This is a genomic window from Gilliamella sp. B2889, assembly GCF_026536885.1.
Lineage (GTDB): Bacteria > Pseudomonadota > Gammaproteobacteria > Enterobacterales > Orbaceae > Gilliamella > Gilliamella apicola_E.
On the sequence record NZ_JAFNNF010000002.1, the window covers coordinates 57979 to 81256 of the forward strand.

A 23278-nucleotide genomic window follows, 5' to 3' on the forward strand; every position below is an offset into this window, starting at 1 on the left:
ATATCGGTTTACTTACTACCGTTCATAATTATGAGAGTGATAAGCATAATAATCGTTTGTTTACTACACAACCTTTAATTCAATTCATCAATTTGTTTATCCACAAATTTGCGTTCGACAAGCTCACCGTCTTTATAGGTTTCTGTGTACAAAAGTTTGCCTTTTTTAGCAGAAGAATAGGGAATAGAGTCGTCTTTTAACTTATATTCTAATTTATAAAACTTGCCTTCACCCTGTATTAACCCATTTTTATATTCGGCTTCAAAATATGAAGTACCAATTAAATGGTTTACTTTCTTCTCAATCCATAAACCTTCGCGAGTATGGTTTTTAACTAAACCTTGCTCTTGATTATCTTTATAGTTACCATTTTTAGGATAGTAACGAATAAATTTGCCTTCGTCATTTAGTTGATATTGATAAAACGGTGTTTGTGTTATTCCGTCCTCAGTAAAGGAATAGTCTCGGGTGGAAATGATCAGGTTTTCATCTATATAAAAAATTTTACCATCTGTAAAACCCATTTCTCCTGAGCGATTATAATAAATTCTTCTAGAATCAACCTGTACTCCATTTTTTAAGGATAACAGATATATAGATAGATTTAGATAACTGTTAGATTCTGATTTTTGTATTGCTAATTTTAAGATTTTATCGCCTTTTTTGAGGTATTTGAATGAAATAATAAAAGGTATCGCTTCTTCTTTATATAAATTATATCTGCTAAAAACCTCATCAGAATCTGAATATTCTATTTTAAAAAGTTTAGGATTATAATTTACGGTTTCCTCACAACCAAGTAAAGAACAAAAGCTATCCCTACTTCCATATCTATGAACAAAATTATTGTACAACTCTGCAATTGAATCTTCGTTTTTTGCTTTATGGAGTATTGCCCGCTGCCCTAATGGTGGTGATATAAGTGCACCTGACAAATCTTTTGCTGTGTCGGGAGTGGCAGGTGTATAAGTTATTATCGGTTGCCCATACGAACAACCCAACCATAGAGTCAATGTAAGTAAAATAATTATTTTATGCATAGATATTAGGGATTTCTCGAAAGTTATAAATAGATAAATGAATATTATATACGGTATATATTTTATTTCTATTTAGTTAAACTAATACAATCCGCATAATCACTCATTTTTATTCAGGAACAAAATCACTAATATTATTAAAGACGATATGATAACCATCACCCATGTTTAACTTTATTTTTTTATAGGTAAATTCAACAAACAGGCTTTGTAATGAGTGAAAATCACGCTCTTTTTTAGATAAAAACTTTTTTGCATATTCAATATACTCAGGGCAACAATCCTTATATTTTTCTGGGTTATCGATTATTTCATTCTGATAGAACTGTTTTTGAACCAAATAAGACTCTTTTCGGATCTCATCAAAATATCTTTCATGGCAAATGGCTTCTAGCTGTGGTGTAGTTTTAATCGCTGTTGATAAAATAAATTTACCTTTATTGTTATGTAGCAGTATATCTTCTTTAAAAGAAAATGGTAAAAATACATTTCCCCTATCAATATCATCAATTAAGTTTTGAGAAACCGCATATTCTATTTCACCAGTTAATAGGAAATCTTGATCCTTGTTATCTATAAATTCTATTTGGAGATCATCTATACCCAGATACAGCTTTTTAATGATAAAAAGCGTCTTACCTTTTTGTACCAGTGAAAAGTCTTCAGGGTTTAATCCTTTTAATGCTAATTTTTTACTGCCTAACTGAATTAAAACAGGATCATGGTCTAACACAATGACTTTGCTAGAGTTTATGCTTGTTTTTTCCTCTTTATGCGTATAAGCACAAGAAGTCAAAAAGCTAATGAGTAAAAGTATAGCTATCGTTTTCATTATTTTCCTAATTAAATAGTAGTATGTATAAAATCTATATTAAATCCCCAATGTTCATGATCATAATGATTTTGAACACCAGAGTTTACACCGGAAAACTCTGCCAAACCTATCGGAACGCTTGTTCACACGCAGTAAGGCATAAAAAAATAGAACAAATACGAGAGGGCGATCTGTGATTGTCTCAAAACCAAACCAGTGGCAAAATAAGCCTAAAAAAGTAACGTCATTATCCGCTAAGAGACAGACACCACCGTACAAATAGAGCTGGAAGGCGAAACCATTGAAACTACCGCCGAACACCCTTTTACACCAAAGAAGGCTGGAAAGATGCCGCCGACCTCACCGAATAATACCACATACAAACCAAAAATAAAAAATGGTATCGTGTAAAAGGGTAAAACTATCTTTATACTAAGAAAGAAGTTTATAATTTTGAAGTTGAAGGCTGGCACACCTAATTTGTCGGCAAACTCGCTTGGCTGGTGCATAATGCGCAGCCTTGTTTTTCTACAATGATAATGGAATCCCAAACATGGTTTCAAAATATCATGAAAGGACGAAATTTTAATTTAGCAATGAATCTATTTACAAAAGGATTTGCTGATGATGCAGGAAAAGCATTTTATAAAGAACTATATGTAAAACTTGCAAAAGGAGGAACAAAAAGTGGAATAGGATATGTTGATAGTTTTGTTGAAGGAATTGGCATAATAGAAAGAAAAACTACAGACCTATCAAAAGTGGCTAAAAAGACAGCTGAATCTTATATTAGGGCCGCTGCTAAATATAAAAATGCAATAAGTAATGAAATAGGTAATCTTGGTGATAAAGTTTACCTCCATGTAGATAATATGAAGGGGTATCGGAGGATATTTTAAAATATGCATCTAATAAAGGTATAAGTATAATTGATGATATTTCAGTATTATTCAAAAAGTGATTAATGATGAGCAAATATAACTTTCAGTTTAAACAGTACAATTGGATAAAGAAGAGTTTAGATTCAGAAGAAAACACACTCAACAATATCAAAGAAAACTATTTAGATAATAATCTTAACAAAGATGAATTAGAGTTAATTAAAAATCCTAAAAAATGGGCTGAATATGCCTTTTCAAGCCTTAATCATCAACAATATTATGTGACAATCTTTGCCGGAGAAACTCCCTTAGCTTGCATAAACAATTCATTTTATGGAATAGACATTAGCTTTTTAGAATTTAATCACGAAGGAGAATTGGTAAAATACTTATGGATGGTATACAACAGATATAATATGGATTTATATTTTAAAACAAATAAATTAATAAATTGGGATGATAATAATTTATTTTTATCTCAAGTGGAAGTAACAAAAGAAGATATAAAAAATAAAATCCATAATAAAGCATTATTTAAGTATAGTAAAAAATTGCTAAAATGGACATCAGTTCTTAACAATAAACAAGATGGTACTTATAAACGAGAAGATAAAGAAACAAAAGTCAATTTGACTGGTAATTTTATTCGTTCACCTAAACATTATTTAGATTACGAATATTTGTTAGATTATCAAAACATTTTAAAACCTGGATATTTAAATTTACCATAATATTTTTTTGTGCATTCTTTTAGTCATAAAAAAACCAAACGTAATGCGGAAAAATTTTCACAGAAGTTTTAAAATGATCGGTGGTTTCATCCGTAATAGGAGAGCTGGGATGATTATTAACTCGGTATTTCATGTTTAATTGAATCTTTACTTCATAAATACATGTATCAAGCTAAAACTATTTACCTTTTGAGTTTAGCCATACATTTTTCCAGTATTATTATCATCTACAATTTTGATATTTTGATAAGACTTGTTCATTTTGATCAAATAAAATAAGAATATCTGCACTATCAATCACACTTAACTTATTGAAAATTAGCATGAATAATACAAGAAGTATGTTCATGGCTTTTTATTTAGGTTTAGAGGCAAAAAAGTATATTTTATTGAGACATCTTCATAAATGAGGTATAAAATTTATACACTTAAATTTAATTCTCATTGAAGGCTAACATGAAACGTAACGTAATTATCGCAATGTTTATGGCAACAAGCTTATCTTGTTCTGCAGCTGAACATCACCCACATTGGGGGTATGAAGGGCAGGAAAAACCAGAAAACTGGGGAAAACTTTCACCGGAATATTCAACTTGTGAAAATGGTAAAAATCAATCGCCAATCAATATTGATCATGTATTAAAAACAGAACATAGCAAGCTTAAACTTACTTTTGAAGCCGGTCAGCAAAATATTATTAACAACGGCCATACTATTGAGATCGATGTTTCCGGAAATAACCAATTAGAAATAGACGATGAAATATTCACATTACAACAATTTCATTTCCATACACCGAGTGAAAACACCATTAAAGGCAAATATTTCCCAATGGCAGCACACTTTGTTTATAAAAACAAAGATAATGAATTGGCCGTAATCGCATTAATGTTTAATAAAGGTGAAGCTAATTCAGAATTAGCAAAAGCATGGCAACAAATGCCGACAGAATCAGGAAAAAGCGCCATTTTAGCAAACGCCGTTGATATTAAGGCGTTATTCCCAAAGGAATTGAATTATTACCGTTTTAGCGGATCGTTAACAACACCTCCATGTACAGAAGGGGTAAGATGGATCGTGTTACAACAACAATCTCAAGCTTCAGCAGAACAAATCGAAAAATTCCACTCGATTATGCATCATGATAATAATCGCCCAATTCAGCCATTACATGGAAGGGTTATTGTTGATTAAAAAGAAGATTGGGGTTTTAGGTTTTAGAAGAAGCGATCACTAAAGCTTCTTTAAAATATATCTGTGCAAGATAGTTGCTTATAAAATAAATAAAAGTTTGTTTTTGTAACAAAAGAATGCTTATTCGTTGAATTTTGAAAAAAACCGCAGTTGAGCGGTTTTTAAGTAACTAACTAAATCAGCGAAATTTTAACTGAATGTTAATCTTTAACTGTGAATTACCAACTAAATTACCTGTTACTATTGAATTTGAGTCAGACATCTCTAATGTCTAAGTCCAAATTAAAATTTTTTTAAATTAGCAAATCCTGAGGTTGTTTGTGTATTATTAAGAGTAACACGAAGATTTATCTTAGATCCTTTAATTTCACCTTGGTAGTAACGAGCATAATCTCCACCATTTTCTTTATTTTCATGGATTATAATAATTACCACTCCACAATCAGACATGTTGCTATAAAATCTTGCAAGATAAAGGCCAATTTTTATTATTTTGTTTCCTGCTTTAATATATATAATATTTTTATGGATAATGCAAAAAAACACGGAATCGTTTATTCTATGAAAAGTGATGTGATTGATTAGGAAGTAATAATGCAAGTTTTCGGAAATAAAAATCAAAAATTGACTATCTTAAAAGAAAAGCCGTTCAAACTAGAAAAAGAGATCCAGTCATTATTCGAACATAATTTAGATATTATTGGTAATTTAACCTTTGTAAAATCTGAATTCAAAATCAAAGATTACCGTATTGATACCTTGGCTTATGATACTGAAGCGAAGGCATTTGTTATTATTGAATATAAACGTGAACGTAATTTTAGTGTTATCGATCAGGGTGTGACCTACTTAAATCTTATGCTGGATTATCAGGCTGATTTTATTGTCGAGTATAATGAATCTTGCCAAGCGAATTTAAAACGTCATCAAATTGATTGGTCGCAAAGTAAAATTATTTTTGTTTCCCCTGCATTTACTGATTATCAAAAACAATCGACTAACTTTAAAGATTTAGCCATAGAACTATGGGAAATTAAACGGTTTGATAATGACTTAATTTCGATTAACCCTATCAAACGTTCTAAGTCGGCACCAAGTATTAAACAAGTACAACATACTAAAGATTCGGCATTAGATAAAGTAACTAAAGCGTTAGTTGTTTATGATGAAGACTATCATTTGAATGATAAATCAGATGATGTTCTAGAGCTTTATGAAAGCTTTAAAAATTCTATTTTGGCGTTATCGACAGATTTAGAAATTTCACCTAAAAAATTTTATATTGCTTTTAAACAGGGTAAAAATAATATTGTTGATATTCATATTCAAAGTAAATCGTTAAAGATATGGATTAACGCCAAAAAAGATGAACTGGATGATCCCAAAAAACTCACTAAAAACGTTTCGAATGTTGGTCATTGGGGAAATGGGGATTATGAATTGACTGTGTCTGATACTAAAAATTTAGAATATATTATGAGTTTAGTAAAGCAGGTGTTGTAACCTTTTTAAATAGATGTGTATTAGTTTAAAGCTAATTAAAAATCTGTTTAATTTTTTCCCAAAAACTCATAGACTTTATTTCTTCAATTCTTTTTTTTAAAGCATTTTCGTTTTCTTGGCTTTTAGATAATGCTTGTTGTAACTGTTGGTTAGTTAATTTTATATTATCTAAGCTATTCCTAACGTTATCATACCGTTTAATTGCCTCTGTTAATTTAAGCTTACATAATTCTTGGAACTCATTAAATTTCTGTTGATTATCATCAATTATTTTATCCTTTTTGAGTAATTGTTTTTCATAGTAATGAGATGATGTAGGGTTTGAACGTATGTGACCATAAACTCTATTATTAAATAATTTTTTTAAAAAATTATAGTAGTTTTCGACATTATTAGCATCATAAACTTTTCCGTTAAATTCCTTAGAAAACCAAATTTTATCTGAAATACTGACTTCAATTATTGGTATTCCATGTTCTAAGAAATCACGTATTTTTTGTGACGTGCATTTATGTTTCACAGTAATTTCGATAACGACTTTTCCATTCCATTTCTCTGCTAAATCACATTCAGAAGAAAAATAACCAATAAGGTCAGGAAAATAAACATTACCATTTTCAAACTGCAAGCGTGGTTCAATAATAAACTTTGAAAAATTCAATAAATAAGTTTTATCTTTAATAATAAATTTAATATTTTTTAATTCAGATAAAACAAGTAAAGCTGTTGAATGGGAAATAGTTTCATTATCACCTTCGCTATTATTGCCACCTTTCATATTTTCTATATATCTAAAAAAACCATTCTTAACTGGCGCCATTCTTGATCTGTTTGACGGATTCGCTTGCGTACTATAAAAACTAATTTTTTTATAATCTTCTGGTAAAGTATTTTTTAATTTTAGTACTTCCCAAATATAGAAAGTTCGAAATCTAGATGGATCATTTTTATCTTGTATGAACTCATCCTGTTCATTCTTTGCATACGCCCATGTTTTTTTGCCATATTCAATCCACCTTTACTTTTACTTTTACTTTGATAAAAGACCTACTTGTCTTTTAATACTCTCTAAAAATGCTGACCGAAAGGCTGGATCGTGAGCATAGAGTTGATAGAGTTGCATATCTTTCTGGCGATTTTCCAGCATGATTTCGCGCATGATTCTTTCGAACGCCAATTCTCGATTATAGGGATCGTGATTATTTTTATATTTCATATCAAAATCTTTATGAGCAGTGACATCTTGCACAATGGAAATAAATTTCACCCGTTGATCTTCTGGAGTAATGCTCCAACCCTGAAACCAACGTTCATTAAACATATTCACAATATCGTCTAATGTACTTTCTTCACTTTCGCCAGTATGCGCACCTCTTGGATTAGCATTTTGAGGGTCGAGTTCGGCATCTTCAGTATCTAATTGAATTTTATGATTCAATTTTACCCGTTGTAAACCATATGAATTAAGATCTACAGATTCAAGGAGTTCATCTAATTTATCCATGTCTGGATCTTTCACTTTTAGTTTAGGGATTAAGAATTTTAAGAACCAAAACAGTTTTTCCCATATTGGCATTTCAAAAGGTATGATAGCCGCCATTTGGCTATAAATTTTTACAAATTGCTTCGCTTTAATTTTAAAATCAACTTTATCGTCGTTATCTAATTCGAGTTGAACATTAAAACGATCTGCAGCAAGGTCAATAATTGGGCTAAGTAATTCGGCTGCACTACCTTTAAAGTAAAGTTGATTAAACGTTTCAACCTCATGCCATTCATAAATGCCAGGTTCATCAAGCATATCTTTCAGTTCGTGTAATACATTAATATCGGTCGCATGAGATAATGAGGTTGCAGTATAGAAAGGATCAAACGCCTGCTTAATATCTTCAATACTATTAAAAAAATCAAGCACAAATAGATCTTCGGTTTTCTTGCCCCATTTAGGTGCTGCTCTATTAAGACGAGAAAGAGCCTGTACAGCTAACACATGTTGTAATTTCTTATCCACATACATGGTACAAAGTTTAGGTTGGTCAAAACCAGTCAAATACTTGTTGGCAACAACCAGTAATCGATACTCATCAGAGTCAAATTTTTCGGAGGTATCATTATCTGAAAACCCGTTGATACTGGCTTCACTATATTCAATTCCATCAATCTCTTTATCGCCGGAAAATGCAATTAGTATTTTAAATGGATAATTGAATTGTTTAAGCTGTTCATTAAGAGCAAAATAATAGTGGATAGCACTTTCAATATTTTGTGTAACTACCATACCTTTGGCTTTTCCTTTCAGCTTTTTACTATTCACTACCTGATTAAGGAAATGATCCAACATAATTTCAGCCTTAACGGCGATGGTTTGCTTACTTCTCTCAACAAAAGCGCGTAATTTTTTTTGTGCTTTTTGAGTATCAAACAGTGGATTATCTGAAATCGACTTTTCTATTTCGTAATAAGATTTATAGGTAGTGTAATTAGTCAGTACATCTAAGATAAAGCCTTCTTCAATGGCTTGTTTCATTGAATACAAGTGAAATGGTTTAAAGGTACCATCAGCTTGCTGATCACCAAATTTTTCTAAGGTAATGTTTTTAGGCGTAGCTGTGAATGCAAAGTAAGACGCATTGCCTCGTAGTTTTCGCGCCTGCATGGTTTTGATAATGACATCTTGAATATCTTCATTTTCATTGGTATCGACATTAGCCGTTTTGCCCATAGTTTTATTCATATTATCGTGAGCTGAACCACTTTGTGAACTGTGCGCTTCATCGATGATGACTGCAAAGCGTTTATCACTCAGATCGTTAATACTATCAACAATCACCTGAAATTTTTGGATAGTGGTGATAATAATTTTTTTACCATTTTCAAGTGCTGCTTTTAAATCTGATGATTTTTGAGCATGAGCAATAATATTTTTTACTTCTGAAAAACCACTGATATTATCACGCAGTTGCTTATCTAAAAGACGGCGATCCGTCACCACAATCACTGAATCAAAGAGCGGCAAATCAATACCTTTTGCGCCAGTCACTGAATTATTATGAGGACAAACTTCGATCAATTGGTATGCTGCCCATGTAATGGAATTGGACTTGCCTGAACCGGCTGAGTGTTGAATAAGATAGGTATGACCAGTCCCGCGACTAGCCACATCTTCAATAAGTTTACGCACAACATCTAATTGATGGTATCGTGGAAAAAACAGCATTCGTTTGGTTAATAAATCTTTACTGCTACCGTCCAAACGTACAAAATGCTGAATTATATTGGCAATGCTTGCTTTCTTAAAAATACTTTCCCATAAATATGCCGTTTTATGACCACTAGGATTAACCGGATTACCTTTACCTTCGTTATTACCTTTATTGAAAGGTAAAAAGACGGTATCCTTACCAGCTAATTTAGTAGTCATATACACTTCGTCAGTATCGACGGTCATATGAACTAAACAACGAGCAAAGGTTAATAGTGGTTGATTGATATCTCGATCTTCGCGGTACTGTTTTTGACCATGATATTGAGCCGTTTGACCTGTCCACGGGTTTTTTAACTCAAGGGTGATAATGGCGATACCATTAATAAACAGCACCATATCAATTTCTTGTAGAGGATTGAGCTGCGAATAACGTACCTGACGTGTACAGCTAAAGATATTTTGTGCAAAATTATTATGTACTTGTTCACCACTGCTGGCAAGCGGTACTGGGTACATTAGTGTTAAATGAATATCATCTATGGCTAAGCCTTTTTTAAGTAAATGTATAATGCCATATTTTTTAATTAACTTATCAAAACGATCAAGCACTTTACGTTGCCAATCGTGGGGGTGATTCTTCTGTAGTTTATTCAACTCATTGGCTTGGGTATTATGTAAAAAAGACCAGAAGAAATGGTTATCAATAGCATACTGGGCGTTAAAATCGCTTGCCAACCCTAATTGATAATAGTCTGAATAATGATCCAAATTAGGTTCCTTTACACCCTTAAGTTCTTCCAGACACGTGCCGGTTAACTGTTTTTCAATCGTTGCTTCAAGGGCTTGCTCATTGGTTTGACTGACCATATGTTCTTCCTTATTAATATTTATTCTTCTGGCGTAATTTTAATTTTTCCTGTTACTGCGCTGTCAATTAGGGTAGTTTTATATTCTTTAAGTTTTTCGATTTGTTGTGTTTCTATATCAATTAAATTGTTATATTTTTTCATCTTTTGTTCTATGTAATCAACTATAGTTGATTGTTCTTCTTTTTCTGGAAAAAATATACTAATTGAATATAAATCATCAGTATATAAACGAATAAAACCATCCATTACTCCTGTAACCCTCTTTTTAAACTCAGCAAGAAATTCGGGACAAAGTAATAAATGGCAGAGAAAATTTATATTAATAATATTACTATTTTTTTCTTTATATACAGAATAATCAGGACTAGTTATTCCATTAAAATTAGAGACAGCTAATAGCCCGTTTACAGCTTGCATTTTATTTATAACTAAACACCCTTTTTTAACAATTTTATATCCAACCAATGACTCTGCATAACCGGCTCTTTCTGCCAAAGATGATTTGGGTATGACCCCTTGATATTTACTTAAGGATAATAGTTCTTCACTACCAGTTGCTGTTCTGATATTTATTTCGTCTAATAAATACTTAAGCTTAGATATTTTCCAATGTTCAGGGATCATCCCAATCCACTCAATACCGGAATCTTTCATTGGCACATTAGGATCTAACCCTTTTGTTACAGCTTGTTGAATAATAATTTGCTGACGCTCTTTAAGTAGTTCAATCTGCTTTTGTTTTATGGCAATCGATTGATCGATCTGGGCTGTTTTTTGATTAAGAAAATCGGTAATTAAAATTTGGGTTTCAATACTTGGTTTTGGAAACAAGAGTGATTTCATATCGTTTTGAGAAATTTTCATACGAATTGTATTCATTTTTCCCGAGTCGCCAATTTTAATAAGAATACCTTTTCCCAAACGAAGAAGCCCTCGTTGAAAACCTATATGTTGAAAAATTTGTTCATAAAAAGAAATAAATACACTACTACTTTGTGCATATAGAGCGTAATAAACAGGACTAATTGCTCCCAAATACTTAGAAAGTCCAACTGCACCAACAATAATATTCATACTATTCATAACAATATCATTAGGTCTTGCTATTTTATAGGCTGTTAAATCATCCTTTCTTTTATTCCCACCTCTTCCTTCATCTGAGTATTGGGTAACTCCATTTGCGATAGATAATGATAGTATATCCTCTGTAATTATTGGATCGTTCTTTTCATTACGAAAATTGAGTATCCCTCTTAATGGTACTAACTCCCACCCTTCAGGTATTTCCCTCAACCAATCAACTCCTGAATCTTTATAAGCCGAATAACGAGGCATCTTAGTGACTGTTTTCATTGTCATTATTCCATTTTATCCGATAAACCTAAAATTTCAGCAATCAAACCATCCGCTTGTTGCTCTAAAGATAAAATATCCTGAGTCACCTCTTCTAATGAACGTAAAGGCTTGTGACGATAAAAATATTTATTAAAGCTAATTTCGTAACCGATTTGAGTACTATCTAGGTTAATCCAAGCTTCTGCGACATATGGTCGCACTTCTGCTAAAAAGTAGCGGTGAATATTGTCTTTCAGTGGGATAGACTCCGCATCGCGTAAATCAGAACAAGGTTCATAAGTAATATATTCGTTAGTCTTACCTGTTGGAAAATAACCAAAATCAGCTAATTGCTCCACTTCACAATCTAGATGCACTAATAGCTTTTCGAGTTTATCTTTATTGAAACTATGCACTTTTTGAATCACTTTTTCGGCATTTTCGTCATACCAACTCACCGCATTTAAAATGGCATTTCTCTCACTAGATGATAGTTTTAGACTCAATGTCTTAATTGTTTTATCAACATCCCGTTTAAATAGTTTAAAATCACGGTACTCTTGCTCACCAACCTGCTGCATGATAGCTAATGCAGATTGATAAAGAGTTTGTAGCTTTAACCAATATTTGGTATCAAAAATTTTATCTTTTGCTTTGCTATTCAAACTAATACCATTATCTTCACACCAGTCTAGAATCGATTTTTGTTGCGGTTTTAAAAATCCAGTCTGATAAACATGCTCACCATAAATACTATATAAATGGCTCATCACGTCACGTAATGATTTATCAAACCGCAGTTCAGCAAGGGATTCAATATTAAATTGTGCCTTACGACGATCGGGGCGTTCAATATTAACTTTATAATAACCAAAATCACTATTATCAAAACATTGACTGGCAATACCAATCGGGTCGTTATTATTATCAAGTTGCCGTTCGATAGTCGCCATATTCAAATAGGTTTGAGTGATTTCTCGGATATGTTCAGGTGAAAACTCACAATTTTTATCACCTAAATTTTTACGCAATTTTTGAAATAATAGACTCGCATCAATTAATTGTACTTTACCTTGACGATGCGGAGCTTTGTTACTACTTAGTAACCAAATATAGGTGGTTATGCCGGTATTATAAAATAGATTATTAGGCAGTTGAACAATAGCCTCAAGGCGATCATTTTCAATAATATAACGACGAATATTACTTTCGCCACTACCTGCATCACCGGTGAACAAGCTAGACCCATTATGAACGGATGCGATACGAGATCCTTGCACACCAGCTTGTGGCAATTTCATTTTACTGACCATTTCCATTAAAAACAGTAATTGCCCGTCACTCGATCGAGGAATAGCATCAACCTCTTGTTCGTTACCCCAATAATCTTTTAACTTCACTTTAAAACGATTATCGATGACATTTTTGCCATCTTTGATATATTTTTGTTCCGATGCCCAACTTTTTCCATAAGGTGGATTTGACAACATAAAATCAAAAGGACGACCTGCAAACTCATCGGTAGAAAGTGTTGAGCCAACTTTGATATTTTGTGGATTATTACCTTTAATCATCATATCGGATTTACAGATAGCATAGGTTTCATCGTTGATCTCCTTACCATAGAGTTCAATCATACGATCCGTTCCTTCAAGGGGGTATTTTTCTTCGATGAAATTCTGTGATTCGGTAAGCATGCCACCACTACCACAAGCAGGATCGTAAATAGTTAAAACCCCCGGTAACTGATCTTTTATCGGGTCAAAGACCAAATGGGTCATCAGTTCAATGACTTCACGTGGCGTAAAATGTTCGCCAGCCTCTTCATTATTCTCTTCATTAAATTTACGAATCAGCTCTTCAAATACATACCCCATACCTAAATTGGTCAAAGCTGGCAGACGGTTACCGTCTGGATCTTCAGCCTCTTGTGGTGTCAAATTAATTTTAGGTGACACAAATTTTTCAATAACATCTAATAACACATCTTTATTCGCCATATGGCGAATCTGTGCTTTTAAATTGAAGCATTGAATAATTTCTTTAACATTTTTGCTAAAGCCATTAAGGTATTCTTCAAAATTAGTTAATAAAATTTGATTGCTATTATTAGCTGAAAGGTGAAGCTGTTTTAGCGTCCATTTGCTCGTGTTATAAAACACATAACCGGATGCTTTTTCCAATGGGTAATCATCGAGATCAGTATTTTTATAGGTTGTTTTTTGAACATGATATTCTGTTAATACCGCTTGCTTAGTCGGTTCTAATAATGTGTCAATACGCCGTAAAACTACCATAGGCAAAATCACATCACGGTATTTTCCCCGCACATAAACATCGCGTAAACAATCATCGGCTATAGACCAAATAAAAGAAATAAGTTTATTGTGTACGCTGTGATTCATTTTTTACCTTAGTTATGAGTAACTTTTTAACTTAAATTTATGCAATAAATGATAGCATAATCCTTATATTAACAATAGAAGGTAAAACATGAGAAATAGTAGATGGACAAAAAATAGGTAGAAATAAATTAAAGTCAGATTTGTATGTTGTCTAAATAATTTAATGAAATAAAAGGAGATTTAGGCATTTATAAAAAGCCAGTATTCAATACCAAAACCCCCCGATAATGTCTAAATTCTTTGCTAATTATCTGCCGAGCCCATTGATCTTGGTTTACTACTCCAGCATTAGCTCTTTATTAGTTAATTCCCTGTTCTTGTTGATTTTCAACTAGTAAGCGTTTTTTATCGTGTAAAGTATAAGCGTGCCGTAAACTGTGCATTTTATTGAACCCGACTTTTTAGTATTGTCCGTAGTAGATATTAGATTGTTTCTATTCACATTTTTTACTTCGCAATACTCGGATTTTCTTTCTATAACGAGAGGGTCAAATCCGTTTAGCCTCTACACCTAATGCATTGGCAATAATCAGCTCGCCTTTTGTCCATGGACGTACAAGTGCGTTGGCCAGTGTTGAAGGTGCATAGCCAGATTGTCTAGATAACGCAGATAGCGTTGTTCCTTTCTTTTTCAATGCAGTAATAATATCGGCAGGATGCCAGTCCTTTTTGCTATTCATAATACCTCCTAAAATCAGAAATCACATGAATTATTAATGTAAAACTTTAATTGTGATTAAATTAAAATAAAAATTCAAGTTATACATGATTTATTAAAGCATTCTATTACGAAATTCAAATCGAAGAAGAGGATAATTATTAATCAAAACTATATAAAATGAGCAGCAATAATCATGATTGGTAAGCGATTAAAAATAGCTAGAATTAATGCAGATCTGACACAAACTGAACTTGGAGTGAAAGCAGGGTTAGACGAAGAATCAGCAAGTTCCCGCATTAGTTCTTATGAAAATGAAGTTCATTCACCTGATTTTACTCTTGATAAAACGTCTCGCAAAAGTTCTTGATGTACCTAGCGCTTATTTTTATGCTGAAGATGATGAATTAGCCGATTTTATTATTCAATATAACAAGCTAAAAAAACAAAAGCCTAATGCGTTTGTGAGTTTAACGGCTTCATAATTGTGATGACATCCATTTATTTAGAACAATATAGGCTTGTTATTCATACACTGAAAGAAGTAAGAATTAAGCAAAACATAACCCAAGAAAAACTAGCACAAGCATTAAATCGGCCACAATCTTTTATTGCCAAGGTTGAAAGTGGAGAACGCCAATTAGATGTGGTGTAGTTTGTGCATATTGCTCGATTACTATCAATTAACCCTGAAACTGTCGTTAAAAAGATTAAATAAAAGACTTATATGTTAATTAAAATAGAAAGTTTTTATGGAGATTCATTACTCTCTGGCAAAGTGTCATCTGTTGCACAATTAAAACACCGAGTGATGGCGGTATTAGCCGATTGTGACTTAGGCGATTTTATATCTATTTTCTGTGCTCGTTATGGTTATTATATTTATCCATATGATGAACGCATTCAAGTAGATTATGTGGTTGATCTCGATATTTATAAGGTATATAAACCAATTTATTAAAATATGAGAGGTTTATATTATGTTTCTATTGCTAGACCAAATTGAGCTGATGAGCTAATGGGTGAAGCTTTCGATGAACGATGAAATTAAATGATTTTAAAGTATAAAAAATGAAACACTGTCTTAATACTTTTTATGAACGTTTTTGGAAAAATAGTTGGTGGAGCTGGCGGGAGTTGAACCCGCGTCCGAAATCTCTACATCCTTGGTACTACATGCGTAGTTTGTCTTTAAATTTCGCCTACCTGCTGCGGACAAACACGCTACCGATAGACTAGCTTGATTAAGTTTAATGCTTCCGCCCCAAGCAAGGCTTCCACACGATCTCGTTTGGGTTTGACTCCTCTTTATCCCCGTCCTACGAGCGGAGGCTAGGGAGAGAAGGCTCTATGCAGGTTATTAAGCTGCTAGTGCGTAGTTTTCGTCGTTTGCGACTATTTTTTTGCGGTTTATTTACGAGGCCTACCGCACCTCGGCATGCACCTTGGGTTTCGCAAATCCCGTCGAATCCAGAATCAGCCCCAATTGTGGTATCAGTAATATCAGGGCATTATAGGTGAATTCAAGTACTAATACAAGTTAACCTACTTTCGAATTTATTTAATTACCCATGGTTTTTCAGGTTTTAATGTAATAATTCCAATAGTCTTTTTTGGGCTTTTTGAGCTTAATTTCAACTGCTAATGTTCCCATATTGAGAGATAATGGAGCAATGTTTTGATTAGAAGTTGATATTTAATATCTAGAAAATTAAGCAGTAGAGGGAATAATAATTGTTTTATCAATCCCTCAGTTCAGCTGGTTAATAGACATTATGTGTTCTTTGAGCTAGTTCTTTGATGATATCAGGATAAATTTTTTCTAAGGTATAAAACCGTAATAATATAATGGTGATTGCGCTTAATACTAAGGGTGCATAAATAAATAATACTTGTAAAGTAGTTAATACACTTTCAGGTTGATTAGCAATATCTGTCGCAATATATCCTGCCATTCCTAATATCCAACCAATTCCTCCGGAAGCAATACCACTGCCTAATATCGCGCTAAAGCTTCCTCCACTATAGACTAGGCCATCATTTCTAATGCCAAATTTCCATTCGCCATAATCGATGGTATTGGCTAGCATAGAATATGCATTTCCCATAATAGGTGCAAAACCTGCTCCTCGTAAGATAGTTCCAATTATTGCAATATAGGTATCATGAGGTGCAATTGCCATGATAATACTACCTAATATAATGGTTGCCATACCAACAATTATAAATGTTAAACGGCTCATTATTTTTAAAATATAAGCTGAGCACATTAATACTACAACTAACGGTAGTGCAAAAGCCATATTGATTAAACCGATAAGTTGGCTATCGGCCAAAAGATATTTTGCGTAGTAAACACCCACACCATTGATTAGTCCTAAAATACTAAAACTTACTAACATGGTGAAGAACATTGTGACCCAATACTTATTTGCTAAAAGAGTTTTTAATGAAACACCAAGTGATGGCGCATTGTACTTAAATTGGTTAATTGGTTTAATCCGCTCTTTAGTATTAAAAAAAGTATAGAAAAAGGTAAAAATTAAAATTGCGGCATAAATTATCATAGTAAACTGCCAACCGCGTTCACCTCCACCAAAAAATTCGACTAAAGGTAGTGTAATATACGGAATGATTAACATGCTTGCAAAATAGCAAAGCATACGATAAGTATTTAATCGACTGCGTTGGTAAGAGTTTTGGGTCATTAATGCTGCTAGCGTGCCATAAGGGATATTGCTTGAAGTGTAAATAATCCAATGTATATTGAGCGTGATGGCAGCGAAAATTAATAATGCAAATTCACTCCAATTTTCTGGTGCACTAAATACCATTATCAAAGATAAACCAAATGGAATTGTCGACCATAAAATCCATGCTCGAGCTTTGCCATGTTTGCTTTTTGTTCTATCAACAATAAAACCCATAACGACATTAATCACAGCATCAAAAACACGTGAAAATAGTAGTACAGCTCCTAGTAAAGTAGCTGAAACTCCCACAATATCGGTATAATAGTAAAGCGCAAAGGTTCCAACGGTAACACCCGAAAAGCCTGTTGCAAAATCACCTAGTCCATAAGCGAGTTTTTCTTTAAATGAGATGTCATGGTCAGCCATATGACCATTATTATCAATTACTGTTGTATTCATTATGATATCTCCAATGAATTTTCCATATTTAAATTACTGAAGATAATCGCCTATCTAAATTAAGGCTTTGATCATAAATAGTTGATGAAAGCCTTGATCATGATGATCATCTAACCTGATAGTTAAATAACCTGATAGGTACGATTACCATTTTTCTGGAAAACATCCTTCATTTGAAAAAGTATTATTTTTACAGCTTAAAGTTCCATCACTGACGGCGATTGCCAAGCTATTTCCTAATTGATCATAACCACGAACATTTAGCGCAGTACCATCTATGTATAAAGTAAATAGCGTATCATCAGCGATGATCTGTAACTCATATTCACGATCCGCTTCAAGATGAATAGGGCGCTCTAAACCTTTATTCATCACGCGATACCAAGGATAACAAGGGGTTTTATCGAAAGTTAATCGGTTATCAACAAGCGAAAAAATAAAATCATATGATTCGCCAGTATGTTTATCTTTCATCAAACGGATGGAAAAATCTCGAGTACCTTTACTGAATTTAACTGTCGTTGAAAAACGGAATGTTTTGCCTGTATTTTCAATTAATAATTGTTCTTGACGTGCGTAAGGAGAATTAATTGAAAAATCATCAATTTTTTTTGGATGAATAAAAGCATTCCATAAACTATCCACTACTTTTACACCAAGTGTATGATCAGCTTTTTGATAAACTTCATGAGGTACAAAAGTTCCTGCCCATTGGAAATTTTTTAAATCATCATTATCTTCTTTTGTTGGTACCCAACCAAAAAGAATACGACGTTTACCGTCAAAAGCGGTTCTTGCTGCATAGTAAGCTCGCCCATCAAAGGCATCGTCGTTAGGGGTGAACCATGGACCTTCTAAAGATTGGCTCATGACGTAGCGAGTTTTACTTTGATCACTATATTCGGTATAAATCAAATACCACCAGTTTCCAATTTTGAATAAGTCAGGCATTTCAATCATGGTATATTTACCCGCTACCCAAAAATCACCTTGGAATTGCCAATTTTTTAAATCTTTTGATGTAAAAGCAACAACTCGACCAGATTGTTCTGTTTTCGGTCCTTTTAATCTTGCGCCTAGAATCAATAAATATTCTTGCTTTTCATCATTCCAAATTACCCAGGGATCTCGCCAATCACTAATGTCATAACCAGGTTGTGGTGTTAGTGTTATAAGTTGCGAGGATTTATGCCATGTTTTAAAATCGTCGCTCCAAGCATGTAATAATACTTGTGATGTTTTTCCCTCTTTCTCCCAATTGCGGTTGTAACCTGTATAAAAAGCATGTCCTTTACCTTCTGCTTCGAAGACACATCCAGCATAGATAAATTGATCGACATCTTGTTCACCACCTTTTTTAATAGAATCTCCCAAATTTTGGTAATTAACAAAATCAGTCGTAGTGGCAAGTGACCATCCAAACGGTTCACCAAAAGGGCAAGGGTTGCGATTGTCGCGTTGATCATAAAGATAAAAAACCCCGTCTTTTCCAAATGGCATAATATCGCCAACCCAATAGCCTTTTGGTTGATAATGTAATTTTTGCATTTTTTACTCCTTTTATTTATATGTGAATAAATGACATTTCTTTGTCATTCACTTTTGAAATAATTTATTTCATTTCATGTCAACCGCGTCCATATGTCAACCGCGTCCACAATTAGAATGCAAAATTTGTGAGGGATATCACTTATTCCGAAGTGATTTTGTGATGAATGTCACTAAAAAATTTGATCTTAAAATTACAAATCAACTGAATGATTTACGTCATTATAAAAAGCATTATAATTATCTCGTTATAATATTAATGATAGTTAAAGGATGATTATGAAATTAAGCAGAGATGATGTTGCTAAACTAGCGGGTGTTTCCGCTACTACTGTTTCACGGGTATTAAATAATCGTGGATATATTAGTGCAACAACTCGTCAACGTGTGCAAGAAGCAATGGAAACGTTGGGATACTATCCTAATGAATTAGCACGTTCATTATCAAATAATAAAAGTAATTTAATAGGCTTGATTTTTCCAAGTTTAACTAATCCATTCCAAATGGAATTAATCAGTTATTTAGAAAGAATATTATCTCGCCAAGGTTATAAAATATTAATTTGCAACAGTCATCATAATCAAGAAGAGGAAAAAAATTTTTTATCGATGCTAAGGCGTCATCAGGTTGAAGGAGTCATAGTTAACTCTATGAATGAAAATTTAGCTGATTACCTAATACCCGATCTGAATATCGTCTCAATAGATCGAAAAATAAATGAAAAAATACCTGTTATTTCATGTGACAACTATGCAGGAGGACTTCTAGCTAGCCAACATTTAATAAAAAATGGTTGTAAGAAAATTCTTTATATTGGTTCGATTACAAATGATAAACAAGTTGATATGGATGCTAATAAACGGTATCAAGCTTACAAAGATAGCATTCAAGTTGCAGGTCTTAAGTCAATTACACTTGATATGGATTTTTCAATTAGCTATGAAGAAAAATATCAGTTAATTAAAAAACGGTTACAGTCCCAAACTATTGATGGAGTATTAGCTGATGATTCATCAGCGATTGCAACAATTAATGCTGCGCGAGATTGTGGATTATCTTTACCTTCGCAATTACAAGTAGTTGGATTTGATGGTGCTGAATTAACTCTACAACATATGCCGTTTTTAACTACAATCCGTCAACCAATTCTACAAATTGCCCAAAATGCAGTATCGATACTGTTAGCAATGATTAATGGTGAACCCTATCAAAGCATAACTAATTTACCAATTAGCTTGTATCAAGGTTATGATAATTCATTTTAAGTGATTTTATATATAAAAAAATCCAACAAATAAATTATTATAAATCAAGCGCATACGATAATTTATATAAAAACTTTAAATTTTTTTGAAATTATTTGGAACTTTTTATGATTTAGTCTGTCTATATATTCAGATTACGTTAATTCATTTTTTGCCTTCCACTCAATTTTTGAGTGGATTTTTTTTATCTACTGCTTTTACTAATTCAATTGCACGCTTTTCTAATATTCAAATAATCTACCTAAATAATTGATGTATGGAAACATATTGAAAAAAGATTAGCAGCGAGTTAATCTAACCGATCTTAAATTTCAATTAAAATAGTGATATTTTTATCATTACCAAGCCTTTTTCCTATATTTTTATTTTTTGCATATCCAATTTGACAACCAAATGATAGGGAAATGATTAACATATAAATAGTCGATGGAGAGTAAGAACTTAAATGTTATTTTCATTGAGGACAAGAGGGCATCTGATTGCTTTGATGACAGTGTTTCTTTGGGGAACCACTTTTATTGCCACCAAAGTATTGTTAATCGATTTTAAACCTATTGAAATCTTATTTTACCGGTTTGGATTGGGTTATTTAACGCTTTGGATTTTAGCGCCCCGGATCTTTGCTTGGCAAGGTTTAAAGCAAGAGTTGATGTTTTTGTGTGCCGGGTTTTGTGGTGTAACCTGCTATTTTTTATGTGAGAATATTGCCTTAACTTATACCACTGCCTCAAATGTAGGGGTGATTACCACATTAGCGCCCGTGTTTACCGCACTTTTATCGATCTTCTTTTTAAAAACTGAACGGCCAGCTAAGCGATTTTATATCGGGTGTTTGTTTGCAATCTTCGGCGTTGGATTAATAAGTTTGAATGGTAAATTTGTACTGTCACTTAATCCATTGGGTGATCTGCTTGCGGTAGGTGCCTGCTTGTTTTGGGCATGTTATTCAATTTTGACTAAAAAATGCAGTCATTATGGATACAATACGATTTTATTAACACGACGCTTCTTTTTTTATGGTTTAGTGATGATGTTACCAGCGTTGTATCTGTTTGATTTCAAATGGGGACTGGATCGCTTCACGCACACGGCTAATCTTTTTAATATTCTATTCTTAGGCGTTGGGGCTTCGGCTATCTGTTTTGCTTCCTGGAATTATGCGGTGAAATTAGTTGGTGCAGTAAAAATTAGTATCTATCTGTATTTAGTCCCAATTTTAACCATTATTGCTGCAGTCGTTATTTTAAATGAGCCTTTTACTTGGATCGCGGCTATCGGTACGTTATCAACCCTCATTGGGGTATTGTTATCAGAAGGAAAAATCAGAATCAGCAAGCATTGATCTTATAAATCAAGTGAATCACTAAAAGGGGCTATTGCCCCTTTTTTGCTTATTTTAAGGTGTTATGCGTTTATCGATCGCTTCCATAATGATTTGACCGAGATGCGTATAGTTTTCATCAAAATGGTGACCACCAGGTAATTTATAAGCCTCTCCTTTCATCTCTGGCTGTAGACAACCGGTATCTTCTTTTTCTTCTTCACCATAGATGCAAAATAATTTATTTGCTGGAATCTGATTTACTTCCGGCGCGGTTTTCATTTCATCGCCAGATTGACCAAGCCAGCCACTTACTTCTATTTCGAAATTAGCGTCTTTTGAAAAGGCAATCATAATTAAAGCTTGTACACTTTCTTGATCGTTTTTGGATAATCGATTGTATAGTGCAGGTAAGATATCACCACCAAATGAATAGCCAGCTAAAATAAATTTATTAACGCCCCATTTATCCCGATATTCTTGCATTAAATGAGTAAGATCTTTAGCACTACGTTCAACGGAACGATGTTGCCAAAATAGTTTTAGTGCATCAACACCAACGACAGAATAACCATGAGAAGCCATATACTCTGCCGAAACCTTGTCTAAATCTCGCCAACCGCCATCACCTGAATAATAAAAAGTAACACTATTGGGATGCGATTGTTTACCTTTAGCGGGTAATTCTATTACTGGTAATGGTTCATGCTCACCAAATAAAATAGATGGTAAATGTAAACTTAACAGTTCAATTGGTGATGCTTGATATTCGCCAATTTTGGTGGTTACTTTAATCTGTTTTTGTTGTCGAGGAAAAATGGCAACTTGTTCATCTGGTGGATTATTCCAAATTACTTGCCATTCTCCATGGTTAGCCTGAGCGGGTAAAGGTGCATCACAATCTTTATGATCTAATGTAAATTCAATCGATAAAGCTTTGGCATCATCATTTTGTTGGGTTAACCACCGATAAGCAAAGGCGGCACCTTCTTGCATACCAGCAACAACAAACTTATCTTCATTTAAGACTTTCTGTGCTTCCTCAAAACGAGTTTGCTGTTTTTCACAACTTCCTTGCGGTTCTAATTCAAACTGTACTAATTTAGCACCTGTTGATTCAGATAAACTTAATAATTGATCAGCCGTAAAATGATTATCTTTAGTGGCAACAATTATAGCAGCAGCCTCAGCTGATTGTTTTGGGGTAGCCGATAAGATAGAAAAGTTTTGATTAATGGCTATGGTATTTACAGAAGCGGTTCGTTGGTTTTTATAAAAATACCAACCTACGGCTATGCAAACTGCAATGAATACTAAAATCAGAAAGAATAAAATATAACGTATGATATTTTTCAT

The 23278-nt window shown here is 33.2% G+C and carries 19 protein-coding genes, 1 other RNA gene and 2 pseudogenes; 9 read left to right on the forward strand and 13 right to left on the reverse strand.

The window, feature by feature from the left end; all coding sequences use genetic code 11:
• Nucleotides 1-74: 74 nt before the first annotated feature.
• The 3 genes from J3U09_RS03190 to J3U09_RS03200 all read right to left on the reverse strand — a co-directional run bounded on the left by J3U09_RS03190 (nt 75) and on the right by J3U09_RS03200 (nt 2363).
• Entirely contained in the window at nt 75-1040 is a 966-nt protein-coding gene (locus J3U09_RS03190) for a hypothetical protein (RefSeq protein ID WP_267357113.1), read from the reverse strand.
• Nucleotides 1041-1149: 109 nt separating this feature from the next.
• Nucleotides 1150-1872, reverse strand: a complete 723-nt coding sequence (locus tag J3U09_RS03195; protein ID WP_267357114.1) for a hypothetical protein — start codon at nt 1870-1872, stop codon at nt 1150-1152.
• A 236-nt stretch (nt 1873-2108) separates the two neighbouring features.
• Nucleotides 2109-2363 (reverse strand): hypothetical protein, encoded by a 255-nt coding sequence (locus J3U09_RS03200; RefSeq protein ID WP_267357115.1) that lies wholly within the window; start codon nt 2361-2363, stop codon nt 2109-2111.
• A 60-nt stretch (nt 2364-2423) separates the two neighbouring features.
• Between J3U09_RS03200 and J3U09_RS03205 the strand changes: the two genes are divergently transcribed.
• The 3 genes from J3U09_RS03205 to J3U09_RS03215 all read left to right on the forward strand — a co-directional run bounded on the left by J3U09_RS03205 (nt 2424) and on the right by J3U09_RS03215 (nt 4660).
• Nucleotides 2424-2753, forward strand: coding sequence for a hypothetical protein (locus tag J3U09_RS03205; RefSeq protein ID WP_141673973.1), 330 nt, complete (start codon nt 2424-2426; stop codon nt 2751-2753).
• Nucleotides 2754-2818: 65 nt separating this feature from the next.
• Nucleotides 2819-3466 carry a hypothetical protein gene (locus tag J3U09_RS03210; protein WP_141673972.1) on the forward strand — a complete coding sequence of 216 codons (648 nt, stop codon included), beginning with the start codon at nt 2819-2821 and terminating at the stop codon, nt 3464-3466.
• 456 nt (nt 3467-3922) lie between these two features.
• Nucleotides 3923-4660, forward strand: a complete 738-nt coding sequence (locus J3U09_RS03215; RefSeq protein ID WP_065563686.1) for a carbonic anhydrase — start codon at nt 3923-3925, stop codon at nt 4658-4660.
• A gap of 282 nt (nt 4661-4942) precedes the next feature.
• Here the strand turns inward: J3U09_RS03215 and J3U09_RS03220 are convergent, their stop codons facing one another.
• Nucleotides 4943-5110: a hypothetical protein gene (locus tag J3U09_RS03220; RefSeq protein WP_081299577.1), complete on the reverse strand. Its 168-nt coding sequence runs from the start codon at nt 5108-5110 to the stop codon at nt 4943-4945.
• A gap of 144 nt (nt 5111-5254) precedes the next feature.
• On the opposite strand from J3U09_RS03220, the gene J3U09_RS03225 reads away from it, so the two are divergent.
• Entirely contained in the window at nt 5255-6163 is a 909-nt protein-coding gene (locus J3U09_RS03225; RefSeq protein ID WP_065563685.1) for a DUF5655 domain-containing protein, read from the forward strand.
• 31 nt (nt 6164-6194) lie between these two features.
• Here the strand turns inward: J3U09_RS03225 and J3U09_RS03230 are convergent, their stop codons facing one another.
• The 5 genes from J3U09_RS03230 to J3U09_RS03250 all read right to left on the reverse strand — a co-directional run bounded on the left by J3U09_RS03230 (nt 6195) and on the right by J3U09_RS03250 (nt 14657).
• Nucleotides 6195-6983 carry a hypothetical protein gene (locus tag J3U09_RS03230; RefSeq protein ID WP_065563684.1) on the reverse strand — a complete coding sequence of 263 codons (789 nt, stop codon included), beginning with the start codon at nt 6981-6983 and terminating at the stop codon, nt 6195-6197.
• A gap of 210 nt (nt 6984-7193) precedes the next feature.
• Nucleotides 7194-10235, reverse strand: a complete 3042-nt coding sequence (locus tag J3U09_RS03235; protein WP_267357116.1) for a type I restriction endonuclease subunit R — start codon at nt 10233-10235, stop codon at nt 7194-7196.
• A 20-nt stretch (nt 10236-10255) separates the two neighbouring features.
• Entirely contained in the window at nt 10256-11590 is a 1335-nt protein-coding gene (locus tag J3U09_RS03240; protein ID WP_218058479.1) for a restriction endonuclease subunit S, read from the reverse strand.
• Nucleotides 11591-11595: 5 nt separating this feature from the next.
• On the reverse strand, nt 11596-13977 hold the full coding sequence (locus J3U09_RS03245) for a type I restriction-modification system subunit M (RefSeq protein WP_065563682.1): 2382 nt from the start codon (nt 13975-13977) through the stop codon (nt 11596-11598).
• A gap of 488 nt (nt 13978-14465) precedes the next feature.
• Nucleotides 14466-14657: a helix-turn-helix domain-containing protein gene (locus tag J3U09_RS03250; RefSeq protein ID WP_267357118.1), complete on the reverse strand. Its 192-nt coding sequence runs from the start codon at nt 14655-14657 to the stop codon at nt 14466-14468.
• Between the two features lie 174 nt (nt 14658-14831).
• On the opposite strand from J3U09_RS03250, the pseudogene J3U09_RS10975 reads away from it, so the two are divergent.
• The 3 genes and pseudogenes from J3U09_RS10975 (at nt 14832) to J3U09_RS03265 (ending at nt 15596) form a co-directional block, all read left to right on the forward strand.
• Nucleotides 14832-15120, forward strand: a pseudogene (locus tag J3U09_RS10975) (helix-turn-helix domain-containing protein).
• Between the two features lie 5 nt (nt 15121-15125).
• Nucleotides 15126-15287: pseudogene (locus J3U09_RS03260) on the forward strand (helix-turn-helix domain-containing protein); the annotation flags it as partial.
• 75 nt (nt 15288-15362) lie between these two features.
• Nucleotides 15363-15596, forward strand: coding sequence for a hypothetical protein (locus J3U09_RS03265; RefSeq protein WP_065563679.1), 234 nt, complete (start codon nt 15363-15365; stop codon nt 15594-15596).
• Between the two features lie 158 nt (nt 15597-15754).
• On the opposite strand, the gene ssrA is transcribed toward J3U09_RS03265, so the two are convergent.
• The 3 genes from ssrA to J3U09_RS03280 all read right to left on the reverse strand — a co-directional run bounded on the left by ssrA (nt 15755) and on the right by J3U09_RS03280 (nt 19335).
• Nucleotides 15755-16119, reverse strand: a transfer-messenger RNA (tmRNA) gene (gene ssrA, locus J3U09_RS03270).
• A gap of 279 nt (nt 16120-16398) precedes the next feature.
• Nucleotides 16399-17787: an MFS transporter gene (locus J3U09_RS03275; RefSeq protein WP_081303387.1), complete on the reverse strand. Its 1389-nt coding sequence runs from the start codon at nt 17785-17787 to the stop codon at nt 16399-16401.
• A 144-nt stretch (nt 17788-17931) separates the two neighbouring features.
• Nucleotides 17932-19335 carry a hypothetical protein gene (locus J3U09_RS03280; protein ID WP_267357122.1) on the reverse strand — a complete coding sequence of 468 codons (1404 nt, stop codon included), beginning with the start codon at nt 19333-19335 and terminating at the stop codon, nt 17932-17934.
• A gap of 279 nt (nt 19336-19614) precedes the next feature.
• Here J3U09_RS03280 and J3U09_RS03285 point away from each other — a divergent pair, with 279 nt between their 5' ends.
• Both J3U09_RS03285 and J3U09_RS03290 read left to right on the forward strand, forming a co-directional pair.
• Nucleotides 19615-20601 carry a LacI family DNA-binding transcriptional regulator gene (locus J3U09_RS03285; protein WP_065734732.1) on the forward strand — a complete coding sequence of 329 codons (987 nt, stop codon included), beginning with the start codon at nt 19615-19617 and terminating at the stop codon, nt 20599-20601.
• Nucleotides 20602-21046: 445 nt separating this feature from the next.
• A complete protein-coding gene (locus J3U09_RS03290; RefSeq protein WP_220225654.1) occupies nt 21047-21943 on the forward strand; it encodes a DMT family transporter in 897 nt (298 codons plus the stop codon).
• 54 nt (nt 21944-21997) lie between these two features.
• On the opposite strand, the gene J3U09_RS03295 is transcribed toward J3U09_RS03290, so the two are convergent.
• Nucleotides 21998-23278 carry a virulence factor family protein gene (locus J3U09_RS03295; RefSeq protein ID WP_267357124.1) on the reverse strand — a complete coding sequence of 427 codons (1281 nt, stop codon included), beginning with the start codon at nt 23276-23278 and terminating at the stop codon, nt 21998-22000.